Origin of the sequence: Pseudomonas sp. 008 (genome assembly GCF_016861935.1) — a bacterium.
GTDB lineage: Bacteria > Pseudomonadota > Gammaproteobacteria > Pseudomonadales > Pseudomonadaceae > Aquipseudomonas.
In genome coordinates this window covers 83,495-107,613 of the sequence record NZ_BOMA01000006.1, presented here as the reverse complement: position 1 = coordinate 107,613, position 24,119 = coordinate 83,495, and the positions used below count along the sequence as shown (strand labels likewise).

The 24,119-nt window shown below is 60.2% G+C and carries 22 protein-coding genes and 1 pseudogene; 6 read left to right on the top strand and 17 right to left on the bottom strand.

The annotated features are described in order from the left end of the window. Window positions 1-48: 48 nt before the first annotated feature. From JUI81_RS14130 to JUI81_RS14090, 9 genes are all read right to left on the bottom strand, one after another. Window positions 49-855 (bottom strand): DUF4892 domain-containing protein, encoded by an 807-nt coding sequence (locus tag JUI81_RS14130; protein ID WP_204124518.1) that lies wholly within the window; start codon window positions 853-855, stop codon window positions 49-51. Between the two features lie 8 nt (window positions 856-863). Next, window positions 864-1,523, bottom strand: coding sequence for a glutathione S-transferase family protein (locus tag JUI81_RS14125; RefSeq protein ID WP_018926274.1), 660 nt, complete (start codon window positions 1,521-1,523; stop codon window positions 864-866). A 50-nt stretch (window positions 1,524-1,573) separates the two neighbouring features. Beyond that, window positions 1,574-2,428, bottom strand: a complete 855-nt coding sequence (locus tag JUI81_RS14120) for an alpha/beta hydrolase (RefSeq protein WP_204124517.1) — start codon at window positions 2,426-2,428, stop codon at window positions 1,574-1,576. Beyond that, on the bottom strand, window positions 2,425-3,231 hold the full coding sequence (locus JUI81_RS14115) for an alpha/beta fold hydrolase (RefSeq protein ID WP_204124516.1): 807 nt from the start codon (window positions 3,229-3,231) through the stop codon (window positions 2,425-2,427). The genes JUI81_RS14120 and JUI81_RS14115 overlap by 4 nt, the downstream gene beginning before the upstream one ends. Window positions 3,232-3,388: 157 nt before the next feature. Next, window positions 3,389-3,832: a hotdog fold thioesterase gene (locus JUI81_RS14110; RefSeq protein WP_204124515.1), complete on the bottom strand. Its 444-nt coding sequence runs from the start codon at window positions 3,830-3,832 to the stop codon at window positions 3,389-3,391. 32 nt (window positions 3,833-3,864) lie between these two features. Then, window positions 3,865-5,532, bottom strand: coding sequence for an AMP-binding protein (locus tag JUI81_RS14105; protein ID WP_204124514.1), 1,668 nt, complete (start codon window positions 5,530-5,532; stop codon window positions 3,865-3,867). 100 nt (window positions 5,533-5,632) lie between these two features. Beyond that, a complete protein-coding gene (sixA, locus tag JUI81_RS14100) occupies window positions 5,633-6,085 on the bottom strand; it encodes a phosphohistidine phosphatase SixA (protein ID WP_018926279.1) in 453 nt (150 codons plus the stop codon). Next, entirely contained in the window at window positions 6,082-6,429 is a 348-nt protein-coding gene (locus JUI81_RS14095; protein WP_007937595.1) for a DUF4389 domain-containing protein, read from the bottom strand. Before JUI81_RS14095 ends, sixA begins: the two co-directional genes overlap by 4 nt. Before the next feature lie 35 nt (window positions 6,430-6,464). Beyond that, a complete protein-coding gene (locus JUI81_RS14090) occupies window positions 6,465-7,487 on the bottom strand; it encodes an NAD(P)H-dependent glycerol-3-phosphate dehydrogenase (protein ID WP_018926281.1) in 1,023 nt (340 codons plus the stop codon). 196 nt (window positions 7,488-7,683) lie between these two features. Between JUI81_RS14090 and JUI81_RS14085 the strand changes: the two genes are divergently transcribed. The 6 genes from JUI81_RS14085 to JUI81_RS14060 all read left to right on the top strand — a co-directional run bounded on the left by JUI81_RS14085 (window position 7,684) and on the right by JUI81_RS14060 (window position 15,093). Then, window positions 7,684-9,801: a TonB-dependent siderophore receptor gene (locus tag JUI81_RS14085; protein WP_028938912.1), complete on the top strand. Its 2,118-nt coding sequence runs from the start codon at window positions 7,684-7,686 to the stop codon at window positions 9,799-9,801. A gap of 1 nt (window position 9,802) precedes the next feature. Next, window positions 9,803-10,735 (top strand): ABC transporter substrate-binding protein, encoded by a 933-nt coding sequence (locus JUI81_RS14080; RefSeq protein ID WP_204124513.1) that lies wholly within the window; start codon window positions 9,803-9,805, stop codon window positions 10,733-10,735. Continuing rightward, window positions 10,732-12,633 carry an ATP-binding protein gene (locus JUI81_RS14075; protein WP_204124512.1) on the top strand — a complete coding sequence of 634 codons (1,902 nt, stop codon included), beginning with the start codon at window positions 10,732-10,734 and terminating at the stop codon, window positions 12,631-12,633. The genes JUI81_RS14080 and JUI81_RS14075 overlap by 4 nt, the downstream gene beginning before the upstream one ends. 245 nt (window positions 12,634-12,878) lie before the next feature. Beyond that, complete coding sequence (fabA, locus tag JUI81_RS14070) at window positions 12,879-13,394, top strand: 3-hydroxyacyl-[acyl-carrier-protein] dehydratase FabA (RefSeq protein WP_018926285.1); 516 nt, start codon at window positions 12,879-12,881, stop codon at window positions 13,392-13,394. 11 nt (window positions 13,395-13,405) lie between these two features. Then, entirely contained in the window at window positions 13,406-14,626 is a 1,221-nt protein-coding gene (gene fabB / locus JUI81_RS14065) for a beta-ketoacyl-ACP synthase I (RefSeq protein WP_007937568.1), read from the top strand. Window positions 14,627-14,904: 278 nt separating this feature from the next. Further along, window positions 14,905-15,093 carry a hypothetical protein gene (locus JUI81_RS14060; protein WP_018926287.1) on the top strand — a complete coding sequence of 63 codons (189 nt, stop codon included), beginning with the start codon at window positions 14,905-14,907 and terminating at the stop codon, window positions 15,091-15,093. 66 nt (window positions 15,094-15,159) lie between these two features. Here the strand turns inward: JUI81_RS14060 and JUI81_RS14055 are convergent, their stop codons facing one another. From JUI81_RS14055 to JUI81_RS14020, 8 genes and pseudogenes are all read right to left on the bottom strand, one after another. Further along, complete coding sequence (locus JUI81_RS14055) at window positions 15,160-15,702, bottom strand: DUF2058 domain-containing protein (RefSeq protein WP_018926288.1); 543 nt, start codon at window positions 15,700-15,702, stop codon at window positions 15,160-15,162. 25 nt (window positions 15,703-15,727) lie between these two features. Further along, window positions 15,728-16,561, bottom strand: a complete 834-nt coding sequence (gene mazG / locus JUI81_RS14050; protein WP_018926289.1) for a nucleoside triphosphate pyrophosphohydrolase — start codon at window positions 16,559-16,561, stop codon at window positions 15,728-15,730. 41 nt (window positions 16,562-16,602) lie between these two features. Then, the gene (gene relA, locus JUI81_RS14045; protein ID WP_019581222.1) at window positions 16,603-18,846 is read right to left on the bottom strand and encodes a GTP diphosphokinase; all 2,244 of its coding nucleotides are present in this window, start codon (window positions 18,844-18,846) and stop codon (window positions 16,603-16,605) included. A 121-nt stretch (window positions 18,847-18,967) separates the two neighbouring features. Continuing rightward, window positions 18,968-20,320: a 23S rRNA (uracil(1939)-C(5))-methyltransferase RlmD gene (rlmD, locus tag JUI81_RS14040; protein WP_204124511.1), complete on the bottom strand. Its 1,353-nt coding sequence runs from the start codon at window positions 20,318-20,320 to the stop codon at window positions 18,968-18,970. Further along, the gene (gene cysM, locus JUI81_RS14035; protein WP_018926292.1) at window positions 20,320-21,222 is read right to left on the bottom strand and encodes a cysteine synthase CysM; all 903 of its coding nucleotides are present in this window, start codon (window positions 21,220-21,222) and stop codon (window positions 20,320-20,322) included. The genes rlmD and cysM overlap by 1 nt, the downstream gene beginning before the upstream one ends. A gap of 104 nt (window positions 21,223-21,326) precedes the next feature. Next, complete coding sequence (locus tag JUI81_RS14030; RefSeq protein ID WP_018926293.1) at window positions 21,327-22,349, bottom strand: YhcG family protein; 1,023 nt, start codon at window positions 22,347-22,349, stop codon at window positions 21,327-21,329. A gap of 145 nt (window positions 22,350-22,494) precedes the next feature. Then, a pseudogene (locus JUI81_RS14025) lies at window positions 22,495-23,211 on the bottom strand (sensor histidine kinase); the annotation flags it as partial. A 13-nt stretch (window positions 23,212-23,224) separates the two neighbouring features. After that, window positions 23,225-23,947, bottom strand: coding sequence for a response regulator transcription factor (locus JUI81_RS14020; protein ID WP_204124509.1), 723 nt, complete (start codon window positions 23,945-23,947; stop codon window positions 23,225-23,227). Window positions 23,948-24,119 lie beyond the last annotated feature (172 nt).

The window sequence follows — 24,119 nt, the reverse complement described above, 5'->3', positions numbered from 1 at the left end:
GTCCGTAAAGAGTAGGCAAATGCGCAGAACGCATTTGCCAAATGAAGCTTATCGCAACAGTTCGAAGTGCAGGCCAGAGCCTTCGACGCTGCCGGTTTCCATCCGCGCCGTGCGCACGCCCTGGCCGATCAGCGCCTGGCGCCAGGCTTCGGCACTGGCTCCGGAAATGCTGACTCGCAGTGTGGTGTCCAGGTTCAGGCCTCGGGAAATCAAACGCAGCCAGGTGTCGTCAGGGTCGCCGTCGAGTTTGGGGAAATCGAGTTTCCCGGTGCTTTTGAGCTGGCGCAGCAACGTCGCGGATGTCGGCAGCAAATCACCCAACGGCGCCGAAGAATCGAACTGTTCGACGTGCAGATAAGCCCTGCGATTACCGCGAGTGATGCTGTAAAGCGCCACCAGGGTGTTGTCTTGAGGGGCCGCCAGACGCAGCAGCAAATAAGCCTGCTGATTATCGGCGCCATAGAGCTTGGCGTTACCGAAGACTTCATTGGCCCACAGGCTGCTTTCCCCACAATCCCGGGCCTGACACCAGAACAACAGCTCGGCGCCCTGCTTCTGCAAGGCTTCGCGGGCGGCGGTGAAGGCATCGGTGGAGGAATGCTCCGGTGGCAATTCGTAGGTGACCGAGGTGGTTTGACCGCGAGCGGTGACCTGGCCGTCGAAACGCAATTGGCCGCTGATCTTGCGGATCGAACCCAGCGGGTAAATCCGCTCGAGTTCCACCGTCGGGCGATAGTCGACGATCTGCGCATCGGTTATGCGCGGCACGATAGGCAGGTCCTGACTGCCAGGAATGTCAGCGGCCAATAACCAGGGACTGAAACTGCACAGCGCCAGCAGAGTGAGTGAACGCATGGATAGGTTCATCGGATCAACATGGCCTGGGCACCCTTGATGACACTGGCATCATCGATGCGCTCCGGCACCCGCAAACCGCGCTGCACCGCAGGGCGTGCTTCCATGGCGGCCAGCCAGCGTTGCAAGGCAGGCAAGCCGTCCACCGAGACACCGGACCAGTCATGGCCACGGACCCACGGAAAGGTCGCGATATCGGCGATGCTGTACTCGCCCGCCAGGAATTCCACGGTTTGCAGACGCGTGTCTAGCACTTCATACAAGCGTCGGGTTTCATGTTGATAGCGATCGATGGCGCCCTGGAGCTTTTCCGGGAAGTAGCGGAAAAATACGTTGGCCTGGCCCTGCATCGGGCCGATGCCGCCCATCTGGAACATCAGCCACTGCAACACCACCGAGCGCCCTTTCGGATCCTGGGGCAGCAGTTTGCCGGTCATCTCGGCGAGGTAAATCAGAATCGCGCCGGACTCGAACACGGCGAAATCGCCATTGGCGCGGTCGACAATCGCCGGAATCCGGCCATTGGGGTTGATCTTGAGGAACTCCTCGGACTTCTGTTCCTTTTTGTCGAAACTCAAGGCATGCACCGTGTAGGGCAGGCCGAGTTCCTCGAGCACGATAGAGACCTTGTGGCCATTCGGGGTCGCAGCGGTGTACAGATCTATCATGGTTGTCTCCCATTTCAACCCGCCCAGCCTCGACAGTTGCCCGACGCAAGTCAAGGAACGGCGAAGAACCGATTGAAACAGTCTGCGACAAGACCGGCACCGGGTTCGTCATTGAGGTGCAAGTGATGGCCGCCAGGCAACTGTTCATGGCTAAAGGGTAGACGTTCCAGCAACTCGGGATGTTTGGCGAGCATGCCGTCAGCCGCGACCACCAAGTGTGCAGGACAACTGACGCGCTGGACGAAAGCCATCGCCTGCTCAGTGGTCAGACGCAGCGGCGATGGCAGCGTCAGGCGGCTGTCGGTGCGCCAGGTATAACCACCCGGCACCGGCATCAAGCCGCGCTGGGCCAGCAGTTCGGCGGCTTCGCGACTGACCGCCACCAAGCCTTTCATGCGCGCTTCGATGGCCCGGTCGAGGGTGTTGTAGACCGGTTTGCGTTTTTCCCGCAGGTCCAGCTGCGCTTGCAGGGCCATGCCCATGCGTTCGGCAGCGTTTTCGCCTTTGTCTGTAGGAGGAATGATGCCGTCGATCAACGCCAGGTGAGTCACCCGCTCCGGCAACGACCCGGCCAGCACCAGCGAGACGATCGCTCCCAGGGAATGCCCCAGCAGCGCAAAACGTTTCCATCCCAACTGCTCGGCCACTTGCAGCACGTCGTGGGCGTAGTCCCACAGCGCATAACCGGCGCCGCTCGGCCGATGCCCCGAGTGACCGTGCCCGGCCATGTCCAGCGCGATGATGCGCAAGCCGTTGAGCTTCGGCGCCAACCGGGCAAAGCTGTTGGCGTTGTCCAGCCAGCCGTGCAAGGCAATCACCGGCAAACCGTCCTCAGGACCGAACAGGTGCGCCGCCAACTCGATATGCGGCAGGCTCAGGCGAACTTCTTCGACGACGCTACTCATGCGCAATCCTGTTGGCGGCGACCATCCCAGCGACTGAACAGGTTCTTCAGCAGCGTGGCCGTGTCGTGTGGACGTTCGAGGGGAAACATGTGGCCGCCGGGTACGGTCAAGGACTCGCCCAGTGGCATGCGCCCGACGGAGCGGGCGTGATGGCGCATCACCACGCGGCTCTTGTGCCCGCGAACCACTGCCAGCGGCACTTTCAACTGCCGCGCGCGGCCAGGGCTGGTGTGCGGTACGCCACGGTAGATGCTGATTTCCGTGGCCGGGTCGAAGCGCAGGCGCAGCTTGTCGCCGACCTTTTGCAAACCATGTTGAAGATAGGCTTCGAAGCATTCCGGGTCGAAGCCACGAAACAGGGTTTTACCGGCGAAATACAGGCGGGCCGCTTCCAGATCGGCGAACTCTTCCCGTCGTCCCAACGTGCGACCGGCCGGGGTCAGGCGATCGATGAATCCGAAGCGTTTGGCGGCACGGATTACCCATTGATCGGTGCGGGTCAGCACTGGTGAATCGAGCATGACCACACCGCGATACAACTCAGGGCAACGCAACGCGGCGTGCAGGTGCAGCACGCCGCCGAAAGAGTGGCCGACGCCCCAGACCGGCTCCGGCTGCTGCTGGAGGTGATGAATCAGCTCATCCACCAGATTGTTCCAGTTGTCGTCCGCCGGAAAACGCGGGTCATGGGCGTGCTGCTCCAGATGCGCCACCTGGTACTCGGGCGCCAGCGCCGCGAACAACTTGCTGTAGGTCCCCGAAGGGAAGCCATTGGCGTGGGCGAAAAATATCTGTTGCGGCATACCGGCGGATCCATGTGCGAAAAACAGACGTTGATTGTCCGTAAGACGGCGTCCTACAGCAATGACCGTAACTGACAGGAATGATGACAGTCGGGTCAGGGCTATGGCGGGGGAGCAAGAATGCCCCCTCGCCTTGCTACACAGAGCATGCCGAAACTCATCGCGCCGGCGGATTCTCCCCCAACGGCACCACCGCCATGGTCAGCCGCGACACACAACTGGCCTTGCCCTCATCACTGGTCAAGCGAATATCCCAGACATGGGTGGTGCGCCCGATGTGAATCGCCTTGGCCACCGCCGTCACCCGCCCGCTGCGCAGACCGCGCAAATGGTTGGCGTTGATTTCCAGGCCCACGCAATAAAACTTGCCGGCGTCTATGCACAGGAAACTGGCCATCGAGCCAACGGTTTCGGCCAGCACCACCGAAGCGCCGCCGTGCAGCAAGCCATAAGGCTGGTGCGTACGGTGGTCGATGACCATGCTCGCGGTCAGCGACTCGTCATCGAAGGCTTCGAAGCGAATATCCAGCACTTCGCCGATGGTGTTTTTCTGGATAGCGTTCAACTGCTCGATGTTGGGAGTGGTGCGCCACAGAGTCATCGTTGCGTTCCTTTGTTGGTGTTGTTCGTGACTCAATCCTGCCACAGCACCGCCTCGCTGCGCGCGCTCCATTCTTCGAAGCGCGCACCGTAAGCCGCTTCGATCATGTTGCGCTTGATCTTCAGGGTCGGTGTCAGGAAGCCGTTTTCCACCGCCCAACTGTCCTTGACCACCACCAGCCGATGCAAGCGTTCATGCCTGTCGAGGACGCCGTTGACCTCCTCCAGCAGTTGTTCCAGGCTTGAATGCAAACCCGCCCTCGCCGTCCCGCTGGCGTCCTGCTGACCGACCGCCGACAACACGCACAACCCCAGTGGCGCGCTCAAACCATCGCCGACCACGCACACTTGTTCGATCCGCGAATGCACCGCCAGACGATTCTCGATTGGCGCCGGGGCCACGTATTTGCCTTTGCTGGTCTTGAAGATTTCCTTCAGGCGCCCGGTCAGGCGCAGGTTGCCCTCGGCGTCTTCCTCGCCCTTGTCACCGGTGCGCAGGAAGCCGTCCTCGGTGAGGGTTTCGGCGGTTTTCAAAGGCTCCTTGAAATAGCCGAGCATGGTCGCGCCACTGCGCACCAGCACTTCACCTGATGGCTCAACCCGTACTTCGACCTCCGGGCATGGCTTGCCGATCCAGCCGGGGTTGTTTTGACCGGGCAGGCCGATGTGGGAGTAACCGCAGCTTTCGGTCATGCCGTACACCTCCAGCACGTCCAGCCCCAGTTTTTGGTACCAATGCAACAAGGTCTGCGGCACTGGCGCCGCGCCGGACAAGGCGATGCGCAAAGCGTCCAGCCCCAGCCCGGCGAGGACTTTGTGCCCTACCCGTTTGCCGATGAAAGGCAGGCCGAGCAGGAAGTCGAGGCGTTTTGCCGGGATCTTGCCGTACACGCCCATCTGGAATTTGGTCCAGATGCGTGGCACGCCGAACAGCGCGGTCGGTCGGGCACGCTGCAAATCGGTGAGGAAGGTGTCGAGGCTCTCGGCGAAAAACACCGTTTGCCCGGTGTAGATCGCTGCCAGCTCGACGAACATCCGCTCGGCGACATGGCACAGCGGCAGGTAGGACAGCAGGCGATCCGACTCATTCAGGCCAAACAACCGGGTGCCATGGGTGGTGGCAAATCCCAGCGTGCCGAAACTGTGCATCACGCCTTTGGGCTGGCCCGTGGTGCCAGAGGTGTAAATGATGGTCGCCAGTTGATCGGCGGCGGGTTTGGGGTCGTCCTGAATCGGTGAGCTGCGTTGCAGGTCGGCCCAGCTGAAATCGAAAGTGCCCGCCGGGCACAGCGGCAGGCTGATGGTCGGCAGGCCAGGCCTAATCCCGACGGACATGCCCGGCCAGTCATCCAGCTTGCCGATGAACGCCAGTGCAGCTTCAGAATGATCGAGCACCTGGGCCACGGATTCGGCGGTCAGATTGGGGTACAGCGGCACCGAGACATGCCCGGCCATCCAGATCGCCAGGTCGGCGATGATCCAGTGGGCACAGTTTTTCGAGATCAATGCGATGTGGCTGCCTTGCGGCAATTCACGAGCCCGCAGCCAGTGGGCGGCACAGCGCGCCTGATGACCGACGTCGGCCCAGGTCAGCGTCTCGACCTGGCCACCCCCTGTCGGCTGAACCAGAAAGCGCTGGCGTGGATGACGGGCTTCGCGCTCGTAGAAGACGTCCAGTGGCAAACGAAAAGCAGCAGACATGCGACTTGCTCCCATATTTCTGGTCTGGAGCAAGCGTAGTCAACCAAGCAAGTGCTTGGTTGACTATTTCACACAAAAATCAGCGTCCTGTGGGAGCCGGTTACGGGGTTTTGATGCCGTTGAGCTTCATCGCCCCAACCAGCAGTTCGTCGCCCTCAAGCTCCGCCAGCCCGGCGGTGCCGACTCTCTCAGGGTCTTGCACGTGACCATGCTGCAAATAGCCCAGCAGGTTACCGACCAACGGGTTGTGGCTGACCAGCAGCGCGTGATCCACGGAAACCAACTGCTCCGCCACCGCTTGCGGATTATTGTCGGGCGTCAGCCATTCGACGGTGCGAATCTCCGGTGCAAAACCCAGTTCCTTACGCACCAGCATTGCGGTCTCCTGTGCTCGCAGGTAAGGGCTGGCATAAATGGCTGTCAGGTGTTTGCCCTTCAATTTAGCCGCGATGCGCTTCACCTCTTTGCGCCCCTTGTCGGTCAGGGCCCGCTCGGAGTCCGGGCGGGTACCGTGAGGTTCGGCTTCACCATGACGCAATACCCAGAGTTTCATAGTTTCGGTTCCTCATCTCGGGCCGGATGCGGCGCCGGCGCCACAACGTGCGGGGCTTCACCTTCCGGTGTACGCGGCGCTGGCCAGTCGGCGAACGGCCAGGGCTTCTGGTCGCTGTGAAAGCTGCCGAAACGACCGATCTGCGCCAGAAACTGGCTCAGGCTGTCGCCGAAATTCATCAGGCTGGCGCTCGGTGCGCCATATATCAAACGATAGATCAGCTGCACCAGCACCACCGCGCCGAGGATCAATTGCGCCACTTGCCAGACCAGCACATAGACAATCATCCACAGCACTCGCAGCAGGATGGATTCGTACTTGCCTTCTACTTTCGGATCGTTCATGTCTGTCTCGCTCCCTGCTCGTATCGGTTAAGTGCTTAGAAACCACTGGGGGAAATAAAGTCCACGTCGGTTTTCGGTTCGCCACGCATCAACAACCCAATCACCTGATCAAGCGTGCGCCCTTCGAACAGAATCGCGTGCAATCCGGCGACCAGCGGCATATATACACCTACTTCCTGAGCCTTGGCCTTGAGCACCTTAAGGGTATTCACGCCTTCGGCCACTTCGCCCAGACGCGTCACCGCGTCCTCCAGGCTCAAGCCCTGGCCGAGGGCAAACCCGACCTGATAATTGCGGCTTTTCGGCGATGAGCAGGTGACGATCAAATCGCCGACGCCCGCCAGCCCCAGGAACGTCATCGGGTTGGCACCCTGACTGACCGCGAAGCGGGTCATTTCCGCCAGCGCCCGGGTAATCAGCATGCTCTTGGTGTTTTCGCCCATGCCCAACGCCACTGCCATGCCGGCGATGATGGCGTAAACGTTTTTCAGCGCCCCGCCCAGCTCCACGCCAAAGCGGTCGGCGCTGGCGTATACACGAAAGGTCCGGCCATGCAGCGCGGCCTGGACCTGCTGGCAAAGGTCTTCGTCTTCGCTGGCGACCACCGTGGCGGTCAGCGCGTGTTCGGCGATTTCACGGGCCAGGTTCGGCCCCGACAGCACGCCGATGCGCGCTTGCGGGGCGATGTCTTCAAGAATCTGGCTCATCAGCTTGAACGTATGGGCTTCGATGCCTTTGGTCAGGCTCACCAGCATTTTGCCGCTCAAAAGCTGAGCGTAAGGCGCCAGCACCGAGCGCAGCGCGCTGGAGGGCAACGCGACGAAGCACAGGTCGCAGGCTTCCAGCGTGGCTTGCAGGTCTGTGACTGCCTCCACCGCCGGAAGAATCTTGATGCCTTTGAGGTAACGCGGGTTTTCGCGATTGACCCGAATGGCCTCGGCCTGCTCGGGGTCACGCATCCACAGTCGCACCTGATGCCCGTTCTCGGCCAGCAGATTAGCCACGGCGGTACCAAAACTTCCGCCTCCCAGGACCGCAATTGGGCGCTGTTCAGTCATATGCAATCCGTTAATCCATACCAGTGGCGATGCCCGCATTATACGGAGCGGCCCAGTGGCGGCCAGCCCCGACATCAATTACCGGCACTTGTAGGAAGAAGACCAAGAAAACCGAGGAAAATGCCCACAACGTGACTGGAAAAGTCATTGCGCTCGGTTAACATGCGCGCCAATTAATCGCTATCAAGGCCGTGCCGTGTCTTTTGGCTCTCCCTCTCCTCGCTCGCCACTGGTGCTGGCGCTGATGTTCAGCTCGCCATTGCTGGCCGACGACCTGTTCCTGGACAACGATCCGTTGCCGCAAGTGCTCACCGCGACGCGCCTGAAGCAGTCGCCGGCGGCCGTGCCGGGCAGCATGACGGTGATCGACAGCGAACTGATCAACGCCAGCGGCGCGCGGGATATCAGCGAGTTGCTGCGGCTGGTGCCGGGGATGATGGTCGGCAATATCAGCGGCAACCAGGCGGCGGTGAACTACCACGGCACCAACGCCAGCGAAGCGCGGCGCATGCAAGTGCTGATCGACGGCCGCTCGGTGTACCGCGCGGGCCTGGCCACGGTGGACTGGAGTGATATTCCGGTGGCCATGGAAGACATCGAGCGCATCGAGGTTTTCCGTGGGCCGAACACCGTCAGCTACGGCGCCAACGCGCTGATGGCGGTGGTCAATATCATCACCCGCAAACCGGCCGACAGCCACGGCACGCGGCTGAAAATCACCCGAGGCCAACGCGGCATCAACGATTTCTACGCCAGCCAGGGTATGGGCTGGGACAGCGGCGACTTGCGCCTGTCGTTGTCCGGGCAACAAGACGATGGCTTCGACTCGGACCGCACCGGCGCCGATTACCGCGACAGCCGTCGCTTGAACCGCTTCAGCCTGGCCGTCAGCCAGACACTCAATGAAAACCAGAGCATCGACTGGCAACTGAACGCCAAGGACGGGAGCAACCAGCGGCCCTATACCTACCGCCCGGTGTTCTCAGGGATTACCGCCGCTGGGAACAATTCCGACGTCATCGCCAAGGACTACGCCGGCTCGCTACGCTGGAACCTGGACATCAACCCTGATCACAGCCTTTATATTCAAGGCTCGGCGCAACACTGGGATCGTCAGCAGACTTGGCGTGCCTGCGATGCCGAGATCTCGTTCAGCCCGGAGCTGACCCAACTTTGGCAGCTCAATCCCAATTACACCGAACGCCTGGCGCGCAACATCGCTCGTTTCACCGGCGCGCCCCCCGGTACAGCGGCAGAACAAGACTTGGCCAATCAGGTTCTGGCGCAATGGCGAAACGGCGCGAACAAAACGCTGTGCGGCGACATCGACCAGAGTGCCCGAGAGTCGCGCTACGACCTCGAACTGCAAGACACCCTCAGCCTGTCCGACACGCTGCGGCTGGTCAGCGGCATGAACTATCGTTACGACCGGGCCGATTCCGAGACCTACTTCAATGGCACGCTCGACGACACCACCTGGCGGGCGTTCGGCCAACTCGAGTGGCGCGCCACCGAGCACTGGTTGCTGCAAGGCGGGGCGATGTTCGAAGACACACAATTGACCGGCAGTTCGCTGACCCCGCGGGTGGCGGTCAACTATCTGATCACTCCGCGTCACGGTTTGCGCGCGGTGTATTCAGAAGCCGTCCGCTCGCCGGACATGTTCGAGAACAGCGTCAACTGGAGTTACCAGGTGACCAACCTGCAACCCAGTGCCTATGGCCAGACCAGCGTCCGCTATTTCGTCAGGACCCGTGGCCCGGGTGACCTCGAACAGGAACGCATGCGCTCCCGGGAATTGGGCTACAACGGCTACTTCACAGACTGGGGGCTGACGGTCGATGTAAAGCTGTTCTACGACGAAATCAACGGCATGATCAGCGAACCGCTGCGCAACAATCAGTACATTGCCAGCAACTCGAACAGCTCACGATTCTCAGGGACGGAAACCCAACTGGACTGGCGCGTCAGCAGCACCGATCGTCTGCGCCTGACGTACGCCTATGTCGATGCCGAGGCGAGCAACCCGCTGGATGCACAACAAACGGCGCGCAACAGCGGCTCCGCCGGTTGGCTGCGCAACTGGGGCCAGGGCTGGAACAGTGCGCTCTTCTACTATGGCGCCGATGCCCTCAACGGTTACCGCTTCGAACGGGTCGACACCCGCATCGCCAAACGCATCGGCCTGGGCAAGGCCAATCTGGAGCTGGCCGGGATCCTCCAGCAACGCCTCGACAATCAGCCCACCACTTTCGTCGACAACAACTACGACGAGCGTCGGGTGCTCTACTTCAGCGCGGAGCTGGAGTTTTAAGATGCCGTATTGCCTGCCACGGAAGACGCCAACCCTTGGCCGCCTGCTGGCCGGGCTGTGCCTGGTGCTTGCCGGGCTGCTGTGCAATCTGCCGGCCCGGGCCGCCGACATTCTGCTGACCGGCGCCGACGACAGCCCTGGCGTGCAGTCTTTCGTCCAGGCCCTGAGCGAGTTGCGCCCTACCGACAGCGTGCGCTTCCAGCCGGTCGCCAGCTTGCCGGCACCCGGCCAACTGCCCGCGGGCACCCGCCTGATTCTGCTCGATTTGCAAAGCCTCGACTGGCGCCTGCAAGACGCCCAAGGCCCGGCAACGCTGGTGCTGCGCATCAGCCGTCTGCAAGCCCACCAACGCTTTGGCGATGTTTCGCCACCGCACCTGAGCCTGCTCTGGAGCGATCCGCCGCTGGATCGACAATTGCGCCTGACCCGACTCGTCCTGCCCGAGGCTCGACGTGTCGGCGTGCTATTCGACAGCCACAGCGAATTCCTGCTGAAGGAACTGCATCAGGCTGCCCTGCCCCTGGGCCTTGAAGTGGTCACCGAGCGTTGGGACAACACCAATGACAGCCGCCCGTTGCAGGCCCTGCTGAAAAACAGCGATGTGCTGCTGGGCCTGGATGATCCTGATCTGTACAACCCCAAAACCGTGAAAAACCTACTGCTCAGCAGCTACGCACGGCAGTTGCCGCTGATCGGTCCCAATGCCGCCTTCGTCAGGGCGGGCAGCCTCGCCAGCACCTACAGCGATCAGAGCGATTGGCTGAAGATTCTCGACGAACTGCTCGACCGCCCCTCCAGCACCTGGCCGCGCACCCTTTATCCGCAGCACTTCAAGGTCTTGAGCAACCCGCAAGTGGCTCGTTCATTAAGCATTGAACCGATGAATGAAGCTTCTGTCGCAACACAGCTGGCCGAAGGAGAACATCGCCCATGACCTTCCATAGCGGTTGGGACATCAATACCCGTACCCAGATCATCAGCCTCGGCCCGGCGCTGCTGCTGACGTTGCTGCTGATCAGTTTTTTCACCTTCGTGCGAATCCAGGACCTGCGCCAGGAACTCAACCACACCGGTCAACTGATCGCCAACCAACTGGCGCCGGCCACCGAATACGGGGTGATCTCGGGTAATAACGACGTGCTCGAGAGTTTGCTCAAAGCCACCCTGGCCACGCCCAATGTGCGTTTTCTGGAGGTTCAGGACCGCACCAACCGGGTTCTGGTGTACGTCGAACAACCGTCGGAAACCCACAATCGTTCGCACCAGGTCGAAGTGTTCCAGGCACCTGTGCGGCTGCAACGCATCGCGCTCAACAATGACTTCTTCCAGAACAGCCGCACCGCCCCCACGAAGCCGGGAGAGGATTACCTGGGCCGGGTGATCGTCGGTCTGTCCAATGACGCCTTCAACCAGCGCCAGCAGGAAATCCTGTTCAAGGCCGGGATCCTGGCCCTGTTCGCCCTGCTGTTTACCTTTCTGCTGGCTCGGCGCCTGGCCAGCAGCCTGTCGCAACCGATCCACGACATCGGCAATGCGGTCAAGGCGATCCAGAAAGGCGACTACAAAACGCCCCTGCCGATTGTCGATGACACCGAACTGGGCGCCCTGTCGCAACACATCAACAACCTTGCCCAGGGCCTTGAACAAGCCAGCCGCGAACAGCATCAGGCCATGGCGCAATTGATCCAGACCCGCGAGGAAGCGGAAAAGGCCAACAACGCCAAATCCGAATTCCTGGCGATGATGAGTCATGAGCTGCGCACGCCGATGAATGGCGTGCTGGGCATGCTGCAACTGCTGGAAACCACCGCGATGACCGAGGAACAGATCGAGTACGCCGCGCTGGCTTCTGAATCGACTGAACACCTGCTCAAAGTGATCAACGACATTCTCGACTTCTCGCGCATCGAACGCTCGGAACTGGAGCTGGAGCACATTGCATTCAACCTCGCGGACCTGATCACCAGTTGCGCCCAGTCGTTCCAGCACAGCGCAGTGCAACGCGGGCTTGACCTGCAACTGCAGATCCCCGAGGACATGCGCGCCCTGCAGGTTCAGGGCGACCCGACGCGGATCCGGCAGATACTGGTCAACCTGGTCGGCAATGCGCTGAAATTCACCGAACGGGGCCGCGTCACGATCGAACCGCAGTGGCAGTCGCTGGATCACGAATTGCTGTGGTTCACCTGCACCGTGCGCGACAGCGGGATCGGCATCCCGGCCGAAAGCCTGGAATTGATGTTCAACGCGTTCCAACAGGCCGACAGTACTATTTCAAGACGTTACGGTGGCACCGGGCTGGGGCTGCCGATTGCCCGCACCCTGGCAGAACGAATGGGCGGCACCTTGCGTGCTCAGAGCGAAGAAGGCGTCGGCTCGGTGTTCACTCTGGAAATTCCTTTGGCGCTGTATAAGCAGTCGTTGCCGGTGCTGGCGCCGCGAGTACATACCGGCAATGGCCACGGCGAAGGTCGCAATGTGTTGCTGGTGGAAGACAACCCGGTCAACCGCACCGTCGTCGAAGCAATGTTGCGCAGCCTGGGCTTTACTGTCAGCGTCGTCACCGATGGCGCACAAGCGGTGCGCAGCGCCGAGAGCCTGATTTTCGAAGCGATACTGATGGATTGCCGACTGCCGGTCATTGACGGCTACGAGGCCACCCGACAGATTCGCCAACTGCCCGGCTGCGCTGACGTGCCGATCATTGCCCTGACGGCCAACGCCTTGCAGGGCGATCGTGAAGCCTGTTTGTCCGCGGGAATGAACGATTACCTGGCCAAGCCCTTTAAACGCACTGATCTGCAGCAAATTCTGCAGCGTTGGGTGCAGTAGTGCAGGCCTTTCGACGATCTGCGACTGGCGTGAAAGACGAAAGTGCGGCAGTCTTAGGCACCCGAACAGGCCCTAAAAGGGGCTTGAATAATAATTTCAGTGCACAAGTGTACATTCATGTCCTTGGTGCTGTGACTTTCACTACAACGCAATAGTCTATGAGTAGGCTGCTGACTCGAGGCATGAACGCTTCGATCGGCCGGGAAGATTCGCCCCCCTGCCGCATGGACTATTGAGGAGCTCGCATGACCAAACAAAACGCCTTTACTCGGGAAGACCTGCTGCGCTGCAGTCGTGGTGAGCTGTTCGGCCCGGGTAACGCGCAACTGCCCGCCCCGAACATGCTGATGGTCGATCGCATCACCCTGATCTCCGAAGAGGGTGGCAAGTACGGCAAAGGTGAATTGGTCGCCGAGCTGGATATCACTCCAGACCTGTGGTTCTTCGCCTGCCACTTCGAAGGTGATCCGGTGATGCCGGGCTGCCTGGGCCTCGATGCCATGTGGCAACTGGTCGGTTTCTTCCTCGGCTGGCAAGGCCTGCCGGGCCGCGGTCGCGCCCTGGGTTCGGGCGAAGTGAAATTCTTTGGCCAGGTACTGCCGACCGCCAAGAAAGTCACCTATAACATCCATATCAAACGCGTCCTCAAAGGCAAGCTGAACATGGCCATCGCCGATGGTTCCGTGACTGTCGACGGCCGCGAAATCTATACCGCCGAAGGCCTTCGGGTCGGCGTTTTCACCTCCACTGACAACTTCTAAGGGTTATCCGCATGCGCCGCGTCGTTATCACTGGTCTGGGCATCGTTTCGTGCCTGGGCAATGACAAAGAGACCGTCTCCGCTAACCTGCGTGCAAGCCGCCCTGGCATCCGGTTCAACCCGGAATATGCCGAAATGGGTCTGCGTAGCCAGGTTTCCGGCTCCATTGACCTTCCCCTCGAAGAGCTGATCGATCGCAAGATCTATCGCTTCGTCGGCCACGCGGCGGCTTACGCCTACCTGGCCATGAAAGATGCCATCGCAGACTCCGGCCTGACCGAAGAGCAAGTTTCCAACCCGCGTACCGGCCTGATCGCCGGTTCCGGTGGCGCCTCCACGCTGAACCAGATGGAAGCGCTGGACATCCTGCGCGAGAAAGGCGTCAAGCGTGTCGGCCCATACCGCGTAACGCGGACCATGAGCAGCACTGTCTCCGCTTGCCTGGCCACCCCGTTCAAGATCAAGGGCCTGAACTACTCCATCGCTTCTGCCTGCGCCACCAGTGCTCACTGCATCGGTACCGCCATGGAACAGATCCAGATGGGCAAGCAGGACATCGTATTCGCCGGCGGCGGTGAAGAAGAGCATTGGAGCCAGTCGTTCCTGTTCGACGCCATGGGCGCCCTGTCCAGCCAGTACAACGAAACCCCGGAAAAAGCTTCCCGTGCCTACGACGCCAAGCGTGACGGTTTCGTCATCGCCGGCGGTGGCGGCATGGTCGTGGTCGAAGAGCTGGAACACGCTCTGGCCCGCGGCGCGAAGATCTACGCGGAAATCGTTGGCTACGGCGCGACCTCCGACGGCTACGACATGGTCGCCCCAAGCGGCGAAGGCGCCATCCGCTGCATGCAGATGGCCATGTCCACCGTTGACGCACCGATCGACTACCTGAACACCCACGGCACCTCGACTCCGGTCGGCGACGTGATGGAAATGAAAGGTGTGCGTGAAGTGTTCGGCGACAACGCTCCGGCCATCAGCTCCACCAAGAGCCTGTCGGGTCACTCCCTGGGCGCCGCCGGCGTTCACGAAGCGATCTACTGCATGCTGATGATGGAAGGCAACTTCATGGCGGGTTCCGCCAACATCGACGAACTGGACCCGGAAGTGGCAGACATGCCAATCCTGACCAAGACTCGCGAAGACGCCACCATCAACACCGTGATGAGCAACAGCTTCGGCTTCGGCGGCACCAACGCCACGCTGGTACTGAAGCGCTGGCAGGGTAAGTAATACCCCGCCTACGCCACACATAAAAACGCCCCGACTGGTTCGGGGCGTTTTTTTTTGCCAGGTTTTATCTACGGCCAGACAGCCCTTGAAACATGAAACATTTGTCATGGAACTCAACAGCCTGCGACTGAATGTCGCGTATTTCGCGGGCTGCAGCACTTTCTCCGTTTTTGCAAAAATCCGTTACCGATTTCAGTCGTTTACTTAGCCAGCTAACAAAACTTATAACAAAGGCCTGCACACGCCTTGCTGCAGATAACAGAGATTGGAGCTAGCAGATGACTGTAAAAGTAACTGAACGCGACGATTCACATATGTCCCATGAAGGCATCGCCGCCGGTATCCGCATCTGGGATGTACATCAACAAGACCTGTTGGTCGGGATGTTCCACTCCGAGACCGAAGCCCACCAATACAAGGCCGAACTGGAATCACTGGAGCAGCAACGCGAAGCGCGTTCTGCATAACCACCGCATTGAAAATGACAAACCCCGCCATGAGCGGGGTTTGTCGTTGTTGCAGCAGCTAACGGCTTACCACATCAGATCGTCAGGAATCTGATAGGCCGCGTACGGATCGTCTTCGGTGCTGACTTCTTCTGTCTTCACATTCAGCTGCACGATGCGCTGTGGGTCGCGCTCCTGAATCTTCAGGGCTGCCTCACGAGGGATCACTTCGTAACCGCCAGCGTGATGCACGATCGCCAGGGAACCGCTGCTGAGCTTGTTGCGCATCAGGGTGTTGACGCTGATGCGCTTGACCTTCTTGTCGTCAACGAAGTTGTAGTAGTCCTCGGTGTTCAGCTTGGGCAGGCGCGAGACTTCGATCAATTGCTTGACCTGGGCGGCTCGGGCCTTCTGCTCGGCCTTCTCCTGCTGCTGACGGTTGAGCTCCTGGTCGCGCTTGACCTTCTCGGCCATGGCTTCCTGAGCCGCACGCTGCTGGGAGTCATCGAGTTCGATCTGGCCTTTGTGGGCCAGACGCTGTTGTTTCTGTTTTTCTTTGCCGACCTGTTTGGCCTGCTTTTGGTTGACCAGCCCTGCTTTGAGCAACTGGTCGCGAAGGGAAAGGCTCATGGTGCTTACTCACTTAGGCAACAGCTCAGCCGCAGCTGGGCAAATTCTTTTCCTGACGTTTGGCTTCGCCCCACAAGGCGTCCAACTCTTCGAGGGTGCAATCTTCTATGGGACGGTGGGTGTCGCGCAATGCCTGTTCGATAAATCGGAAGCGTCTTTCAAATTTTGTGTTCGCTCCACGCAGTGCGGTTTCCGGATCGACCTTGAGGTGACGCGCCAGATTGACCACGGAAAACAGCAGGTCGCCGACTTCATCGGCAATCGCCGCCGAGTCATTGTCGGCCATGGCTTCGAGCACTTCATCGAGCTCTTCGCGAACCTTGTCGAGCACCGGCAAGGCGTCCGGCCAATCGAAACCGACCTGCCCTGCGCGCTTCTGCAGTTTCGCCGAACGGGACAACGCCGGCAGCGCCGCGGGTACGTCATCGAGCAAGGACAACTGCTCCGGCGCCGAAGACTTCTCGGCGCGTTCTTCGGCCTTGATCTCTTCCCAGCGTTGCTTGACCTGCTCTTCATTCAGACGCGGGACGTCCAGCGGCGCGTACAGATCACCGGTGGGAAATACGTGAGGATGACGGCGGATCAACTTGCGCGTGATGCTGTCGACCACGCCAGCGAATTCGAAGCGCCCTTCTTCCCGAGCCAGTTGGCTGTAATAAACCACCTGGAACAACAAGTCGCCCAACTCACCCTGCAAGTGATCGAAATCGCCGCGTTCAATAGCATCGGCGACTTCGTAGGCTTCTTCCAGGGTGTGCGGGACGATGGTGGCGTAGGTTTGCTTGATGTCCCACGGACAGCCGTACTGCGGGTCGCGCAGACGGTTCATCAGGTGCAGCAGGTCTTCAAGTGAATACATCTTTTATCAATCTCTACACCATCAATTTCCGTGAAGGTTTCTCACGGTGTGCGGTTACGGCGGGTTTCGATGATGTTCGGCAACTGGGAGATCCGCCCCAGCAACCGCCCCAGCGCATCCAGCCCCGGAATCTCGATGGTCAGGGACATCAACGCAGTGTTGTCCTCTTTGTTCGAGCGGGTGTTGACCGCCAGCACGTTGATCCGCTCGTTGAGCAGCACCTGCGACACGTCACGCAGCAGACCGGAACGGTCGTAAGCGCGAATGATGATGTCCACCGGATAGGTGAGCACCGGCACCGGGCCCCAGCTGACCTGGATGATCCGCTCCGGCTCGCGCCCGGCCAGTTGCAGCACCGAGGCGCAGTCCTGACGGTGGATGCTCACGCCACGGCCCTGAGTGATGTAACCGACGATGGCGTCCCCGGGCAACGGCTGGCAGCAGCCGGCCATCTGGGTCATCAGGTTGCCGACGCCCTGGATCTGGATATCGCCGCGCTTGCCCGGTTTATAGCCGGTGGCTTTGCGCGGGATCAGCTCCAGCTGTTCGTTGCCGCGTTCCGGCTCGACCAGTTGCTGCGCCAGGTTCACCAGTTGCGCCAGGCGCAAATCGCCTGCGCCCAACGCAGCGAACATGTCTTCGGCGGTCTTCATGTTGGCCTTTTCGGCCAGCTTGTCGAAATCCACCTGCGGCAGACCGAGGCGACTGAGTTCGCGTTCAAGCAAGGTTTTACCGGCCGCGACGTTCTGATCGCGGGCCTGCAACTTGAACCAGTGAACGATCTTCGCCCGCGCCCGCGACGTGGTGATGTAACCCAGGTTCGGGTTCAGCCAGTCGCGGCTTGGGGTGCCGTGCTTGCTGGTGATGATCTCGACCTGTTCACCGGTTTGCAGGCTGTAGTTGAGCGGTACGATGCGCCCGTTGATCTTGGCGCCGCGGCAGTTGTGACCGATTTCGGTGTGCACGCGGTAGGCGAAGTCCAGCGGCGTCGCGCCCTTCGGCAAGTCGATGGCGTGACCGTCGGGAGTGAAGATATAAACCCGGTCCGGCTCGATATCGACCCGCAGCTGTTCGGCAAGGCCGCCGATATCGCCCAGCTCTTCGTGCCACTCGAGAACCTGACGCAGCCAGGAGATTTTCTCTTCGTAGTGGTTCGAGCCGGACTTGACGTCGGTGCCCTTGTAACGCCAGTGCGCGCAGACACCCAACTCGGCTTCTTCGTGCATGGCGTGAGTGCGTATCTGCACTTCCAGCACCTTGCCTTCAGGGCCGATTACCGCGGTGTGCAGCGAGCGGTAGCCGTTCTCTTTCGGGTTGGCGATGTAGTCGTCGAACTCTTTCGGGATATGCCGCCACAAGGTGTGGACGATGCCGAGCGCGGTGTAGCAGTCACGCATTTCCGGCACCAGCACGCGAACGGCGCGCACGTCGTAGATCTGGCTGAACTCCAGACCCTTGCGCTGCATTTTGCGCCAGATCGAATAGATGTGTTTGGCCCGGCCACTGATGTCGGCCTCGACGCCGGTGGCCTGCAACTCGTTCTTGAGCTGGGTCATCACATCGCTGATGAAACGCTCGCGATCCAGCCGTCGCTCATGGAGCAACTTGGCGATCTGCTTGTACTGGTCGGGCTCGAGGTAACGGAAGGACAAGTCCTCCAGCTCCCACTTGATGTGACCGATACCGAGGCGGTGAGCCAGCGGCGCGTAGATGTCGAAGACTTCACGGGCGACGCGGTTGCGCTTCTCGTCATCGGCGGTTTTTACCGCACGGATCGCACAGGTGCGCTCGGCCAGTTTGATCAGCGCGACGCGCACGTCGTCGACCATGGCCACGAGCATCTTGCGCAGGTTTTCCACCTGGCCTTGGGTGCCCATCACCATGGATTTACGCGGACTCAGACTGTCGCTGATCGCCGCCATGCGTTGCACGCCGTCAATCAGTTTGGCGACCACCGGGCCGAAGCGCTGGCTGACCGCCGGCAACTGGATCTGGCCTTCGCGCACGCCGCGGTACAAGACTGCCGCGACCAACGAATCCTGATCGAGTTTGAGGTCGGCGAGAATCTCGGCGATCTCAAGGCCGGTGCGGAAACTCGAGGTCCCTTCGGACCACAGGTTTTTCGCCGCATTGGCTTGTTGTTCGGCCTCGCGAGCGAACTCGCAGGCTTCTTTCAAGGCTTCGCGATCCAGTGCCGTATCGATACTGACCGCGTGATCGAGCCAAGCCTCGAGATTGATACTGCCGTCAGTGTTGATCGGCTGGTGTGCTCTCACCTGTACCATCTTGCTTTACCTTCCCTACGACGCAGATTCAATGCGTCAAATCGCTGACCTTCATTGTCCGGGCGCCCCGCCGGGCTGATGCGTGGCGGCACGGACGGTCAGTCGGACCAGACGAGCCATCCTAGCTCGCTTCAAATAACGCCATGGCCTCGACATGCGCCGTTTGAGGAAACATATCGAGAATCCCGGCACGTTTTAACCGGTAGCCCTGCTTGATCAATTCGACCGTGTCGCGCGCCAGAGTTGCAGGGTTGCACGACACATAAACCAATCGTTCGGCACCCAGGGACGCAAGCTTGCGCACCACCTCGAAAGCACCGTCGCGAGGTGGGTCCAAGAGTACCGCACAAAAGCCTTCGCTGGCCCATTCGGCATCAGCCAAAGGCTGGGATAAATCGGCCTGAAAAAATTTTGCGTTATGCAAATTATTACTAGCGGCGTTCGCGGCGGCCCGCTCGACCATGGCCTGCACACCTTCCACCGCCACCACTTCACGAACGGTTCTGGCCAGCGGCAAGGCAAAGTTGCCCAACCCGCAGAACAGGTCCAGAACCCGCTCATCGGCTTTCGGCGCCAACCATTCCAGCGCCTGAGCGATCATCGCTTCGTTGACCCCGGCGTTGACCTGGATGAAATCTCCAGGCCGATACGCCAGATTCAAGTCCCACGGTTCAAGGCGATAGCCCAGGGTCTGATCGGCGTCGACCGGTTGCGGCTCGCCGTCGCCATGCAGCCACAACTGGGCCTCATGGAGCGCGCAGAATTCCTTGAGGATCGTCATGTCGGCTTCGGACAACGGCGCCATGTGCCGCAGCAATACCGCCAATGACGAACCGCTGAACAATTCCACATGCCCCAGTGCCTGAGGTTTGCTCAAGCGCCGCAGCATATCCGGCAAGCCGGTCATGATCGGTTGCAAGGGCTGTACCAGCACCGGGCACTCGTTGATGGCGACGATGTCCTGGCTGCCAGCTGCGCGGAAACCGACTTCGAGTTTTTTCGCCTTCATGTCCCAACGCACCGCCACCCGGGCACGACGCCGGTAGCCGAATTCCGGACCGCTCAATGGCGCAGCCCACTCTTCGGGTTCGACGCCCGCAACCCGCGACAATTGCTCGGCGAGCATGCGCTGTTTCAGGGCGAGTTGTTCGTTGTGGGGCAGATGCTGCACGCTGCAACCACCGCAGCGACCGGCATGGGCGCACGGTGCCGGGCGGCGCAATTGGCTGGCCTGGAACACCCGCTCGGTACGCGCCTCGACCACTTTACCGTGGGCACCCAAGACCCGCGCCTCGACTTCTTCACCGGCCAAGGCGCCGATGACGAACCAGGTGCGACCTTCAAAAAACGCGATACCGCGACCGTCATTAGCCAGGCGCTCGATGGTCAAACGCTGCTTTTTGCCGGTCGGGACTTGCGGGGCCTTGCTACCGCCCGTGGGCTGGAAGCGCAGGCCTCTCTCTTGCTTGGCCATCAGTTGGGCGCGTCGAAAATGCCGGTCGACAAGTAACGGTCGCCACGGTCACAGATGATCGCGACAATCACCGCGTTTTCAACTTCTTTGGACAGGCGCAGCATCGCCGCCACGGCTCCGCCCGAAGACACGCCGCAGAAAATGCCTTCTTCGCGCGCCAGACGACGGGTCACGTCCTCGGCCTCGCTTTGCGCCATGTCGACGATCCGGTCCACGCGATCAGCCTGATAAATCTTTGGCAGGTATTCCTGGGGCCAGCGGCGGATGCCCGGAATTGCCGAGCCTTCCATGGGTTGCAGACCGATGATCTGCACGTTCTCGTTCTGTTCTTTCAGGTAGCGCGAGACACCCATAATGGTGCCGGTGGTGCCCATCGAGCTGACGAAATGCGTGATGGTGCCCTGGGTCTGACGCCAGATTTCCGGACCGGTGGTGGTGTAGTGCGCCTCGGGGTTGTCACCGTTGGCGAACTGATCGAGCACCTTGCCACGGCCTTCGGCTTCCATTCGCTGGGCGAGGTCGCGCGCGCCTTCCATGCCTTCTTCCTGGCTGACCAGAATCAGCTCGGCACCATAGGCCGTCATCGCGGCTTTACGCTCGGCGCTGGAGTTGTCCGGCATGATCAGGATCATCTTGTAACCCTTGATCGCGGCGGCCATGGCCAGGGCGATCCCGGTGTTGCCCGAAGTCGCTTCGATCAGCGTGTCGCCGACGTGGATCTGCCCGCGCAATTCGGCGCGGGTGATCATCGACAGCGCCGGACGATCCTTGACCGAACCCGCCGGGTTGTTCCCTTCGAGCTTGAGCAAAAGAGTGTTGCTGGTGACGCCAGGCAGGCGCTGCAAACGGACCAGCGGAGTGTTGCCGACGCAATCGGCGATGGTTGGGTACTGCAAGGTCATGGCGTATTCGCAATCCGAACTGCGGGGGCGCCTATCATACCGGCAAACGTGCGCAGGCCATATCACGCAAAGTAAGGGGCTTATGGCTTATGGGAATAAGCAGTTCACTCCTCTTCTCCTTGTGCAATATTCAATGCATAAAACTCATGCAATTTGGCCTGCAGCAGCTGTTTGTCCGGAAGCTGGACCTGGTATTCAGCGATCAACGCTGGCGACAGGCTGCGGTTAAGGGCGTATTCGACCACTTCGTCATCCTTACTGGCGCAGAGCAACACACCGATGGCCGGGTTTTCGTGGGGTTTGCGCTCCTTGCGATCCAGCGCTTCCAAATAGAAGTTCAGCTTGCCCAAATACTCCGGCTTAAAACGACCGACCTTAAGCTCAATGGCTACAAGACAATTAAGACCACGGTGGAAGAACAGCAGGTCCAGGGAAAAATCACACCCACCCACTTGAAGCGGATACTCGGAACCGACAAAGCAGAAATCGCGGCCAAGCTCGCTCAGGAATTCTTTGAGGCGCGCCATCAACCCTTTATGCAGATCAGTTTCGGCATGGCCACCCGGCAGGTCGAGAAACTCGAGCATGTAGGCGTCGCGGAAGATCTCAAGCGCTGCCGGGTGGGCTTGTCTCAGCACTGCTGAGATTTTTGCTGGTTGGGTCACGCTTCGTTCAAACAGTGCGGTTTTGAACTGACGCTCTAGTTCGCGCTTCGACCATTTTTCCTGAACTGCCAAACGCACGTAGAACTCCCGCTCTTCCGGCCGTTTACTCTGGCTGAAAATGATCAGGTTATGCGACCAGGACAATTGTCGCACCAGTGGTGCGACTTTCTCTTCAGCGTGATAAGTCTCATAGAACTGGCGCATGCGAAACAAGTTCGACCGGGTAAACCCGCGCAACCCCGGTTGAGTCTGAGCCAGATGCTCAGCCAGTTGGCTGACCACAGAATCGCCCCACTCAGCCTGTTCCAGCTTGCGGCTGATGTAAGCACCGACCTGCCAATACAGCTCGATCAACTGGGTATTCACCGCCTGCATGGCCTGCTGTTTGGCATTTTGAATCAGCGCAAGCACTTCATTGAAACGGTCGTCGTGTGCGTTGCCGGGGACGCTGGATGCATTCATACCGAACTCCTGGAGGACGAGGAAAAACGCGAGTCTATTCCGTCAAGTCAGGCTTAAGGTGTCGGCGATACCCTTTAAGAAAGGTCGTACAAAATAACGGGAACGCTCCGGCAAAATCAGCAAGCCTCTTCGCGGCCGGGGTTGATCACGCAATTTGTGGTCGACACATATCAATTGTGGGAGCGGGGGCGTCATCATTGTCGCCATGGAGATCAGCCAATAACAGCATATTCAGCCGTAAGCCCCGCCCTGCATTCTCCGCCCAAAGCCGCCCGCCCTGCCGCTGCACCGCATTCCTCGCAATGCTCAACCCCAACCCGAACCCACCCTCCCCCGGCCGTGAACCGTCGAGCCGGATGAACGGCGAGAAGATCCGCTCAAGATCCTCGTCAGCCACCCCACCGCCCTCGTCCTCCAGCCACAGGTGCCAAAAGTCGCCATCGCGCCTGCCATCGAGCGTCACGACAGCTCCCTTCGGTGAATGACGAATGGCATTGCGCAGAATGTTTTCCAGCGCCTGGGCCAGGGTATTGAGATGGCCGCGCACCCAGCAGGAGGCATCCACCGCACAGTGCAACTGACTCGCCGGCCAGTTGCTTTCATAGCAAGCGTTTTCCGTGAGCATTTCCCAGAAGGCCTGGACCTGGATCGCTTCATCGGGCAACGGTGTGCGCTCGGTGTCGAGCCAGGCCAGTTGCAGCGCATCCTCGACCAGGCGCTGCATGCCATCGACTTCCCGGCTAATGCGCTCGCGCAATTGCTCCAGGTCCTGCTCGCTTTCGCAGGCCACCCGTAACCGGCTGAGCGGCGTGCGCAATTCGTGGGACAGATCGCGCAGCAGTTGCTGTTGCAGGACCACCGTGCGGCCCGGCGCGTCAGACCACTTCATCGACCGCACTCAATACGTACCCTTTGCCCCAAACCGTGCGCACTTCACGCTCGGCGTAACCGATGGCCTTGAGCTTGCGGCGAATCTGGCTGATGTGCATGTCGAGGCTGCGGTCATGGGGCGCATAACCGCGCTGCAATACCTGCTGATAAAGGAACGCCTTGCTCAACACTTCATCGTCGTTGCGGTTCAGCGTGTCCAGTAAACGGTACTCGCTGCGGGTCAGGCCGGCCGCGTACTCGCCCCAAAAGACCTCGCCCAGTTCATCGTCAAAACGCAGGCAGTCCGTCGCAGGGGGCGTCGGTATCGGCACTGGTCGACGGTCGAACGCCACCCGCCGCAGGATCGCTTCGATGCGCACCCGCAACTCGGCCATGCTGAAAGGCTTGGGCAGGTAATCGTCGGCCCCGAGGCGAAAACCACTGATGCGATCCGCCTCGGCACCCAGCGCCGACATCAGCACCACTGGCGTGGAATGGCTCTGGCGCAATTGGGTCAACACCGCCAGGCCATCGAGCCCCGGCAACAGAATATCCATCAACACCACATCGAAGGCCTGCTGGCGCGCAATCGCCAGGCCTTCCTGCCCGTTCTGGCACCAGGTCACCTGAAAACCGCAGCGCCCCAGATGCTCATGAACATAAGCACCGAGCACTGGATCGTCTTCGATAGAGAGGATGCGAGGATGGCCAATCGCGATGGGAGTCATGAGTATCTGCAAATAATTCTCAATTGCTGATTATTCAAGATTGCCTCTCCAGGGGCAACCCAAGGTTTGTCTCCCTGGGCCAAAGCATTGAACTGACCGACGAATGACGACATCAATTTTACGAAGATTGCCCGCATGCAAATCGCTACACTGCGCAGGTGGCGCGTGCCGG

What these genes read in the sequence shown, in the direction of transcription:
- JUI81_RS14130 (WP_204124518.1), bottom strand. Translation starts at nt 855, where the DNA reads ATGCGTTCACTCACTCTGCTGGCGCTGTGCAGTTTCAGTCCCTGGTTA.
- JUI81_RS14125 (WP_018926274.1), bottom strand. Translation starts at nt 1,523, where the DNA reads ATGATAGATCTGTACACCGCTGCGACCCCGAATGGCCACAAGGTCTCT.
- JUI81_RS14120 (WP_204124517.1), bottom strand. Translation starts at nt 2,428, where the DNA reads ATGAGTAGCGTCGTCGAAGAAGTTCGCCTGAGCCTGCCGCATATCGAG.
- JUI81_RS14115 (WP_204124516.1), bottom strand. Translation starts at nt 3,231, where the DNA reads ATGCCGCAACAGATATTTTTCGCCCACGCCAATGGCTTCCCTTCGGGG.
- JUI81_RS14110 (WP_204124515.1), bottom strand. Translation starts at nt 3,832, where the DNA reads ATGACTCTGTGGCGCACCACTCCCAACATCGAGCAGTTGAACGCTATC.
- JUI81_RS14105 (WP_204124514.1), bottom strand. Translation starts at nt 5,532, where the DNA reads ATGTCTGCTGCTTTTCGTTTGCCACTGGACGTCTTCTACGAGCGCGAA.
- sixA (WP_018926279.1), bottom strand. Translation starts at nt 6,085, where the DNA reads ATGAAACTCTGGGTATTGCGTCATGGTGAAGCCGAACCTCACGGTACC.
- JUI81_RS14095 (WP_007937595.1), bottom strand. Translation starts at nt 6,429, where the DNA reads ATGAACGATCCGAAAGTAGAAGGCAAGTACGAATCCATCCTGCTGCGA.
- JUI81_RS14090 (WP_018926281.1), bottom strand. Translation starts at nt 7,487, where the DNA reads ATGACTGAACAGCGCCCAATTGCGGTCCTGGGAGGCGGAAGTTTTGGT.
- JUI81_RS14080 (WP_204124513.1), top strand. Translation starts at nt 9,803, where the DNA reads ATGCCGTATTGCCTGCCACGGAAGACGCCAACCCTTGGCCGCCTGCTG.
- JUI81_RS14075 (WP_204124512.1), top strand. Translation starts at nt 10,732, where the DNA reads ATGACCTTCCATAGCGGTTGGGACATCAATACCCGTACCCAGATCATC.
- fabA (WP_018926285.1), top strand. Translation starts at nt 12,879, where the DNA reads ATGACCAAACAAAACGCCTTTACTCGGGAAGACCTGCTGCGCTGCAGT.
- fabB (WP_007937568.1), top strand. Translation starts at nt 13,406, where the DNA reads ATGCGCCGCGTCGTTATCACTGGTCTGGGCATCGTTTCGTGCCTGGGC.
- JUI81_RS14060 (WP_018926287.1), top strand. Translation starts at nt 14,905, where the DNA reads ATGACTGTAAAAGTAACTGAACGCGACGATTCACATATGTCCCATGAA.
- JUI81_RS14055 (WP_018926288.1), bottom strand. Translation starts at nt 15,702, where the DNA reads ATGAGCCTTTCCCTTCGCGACCAGTTGCTCAAAGCAGGGCTGGTCAAC.
- mazG (WP_018926289.1), bottom strand. Translation starts at nt 16,561, where the DNA reads ATGTATTCACTTGAAGACCTGCTGCACCTGATGAACCGTCTGCGCGAC.
- relA (WP_019581222.1), bottom strand. Translation starts at nt 18,846, where the DNA reads ATGGTACAGGTGAGAGCACACCAGCCGATCAACACTGACGGCAGTATC.
- rlmD (WP_204124511.1), bottom strand. Translation starts at nt 20,320, where the DNA reads ATGGCCAAGCAAGAGAGAGGCCTGCGCTTCCAGCCCACGGGCGGTAGC.
- cysM (WP_018926292.1), bottom strand. Translation starts at nt 21,222, where the DNA reads ATGACCTTGCAGTACCCAACCATCGCCGATTGCGTCGGCAACACTCCG.
- JUI81_RS14030 (WP_018926293.1), bottom strand. Translation starts at nt 22,349, where the DNA reads ATGAATGCATCCAGCGTCCCCGGCAACGCACACGACGACCGTTTCAAT.
- JUI81_RS14020 (WP_204124509.1), bottom strand. Translation starts at nt 23,947, where the DNA reads ATGACTCCCATCGCGATTGGCCATCCTCGCATCCTCTCTATCGAAGAC.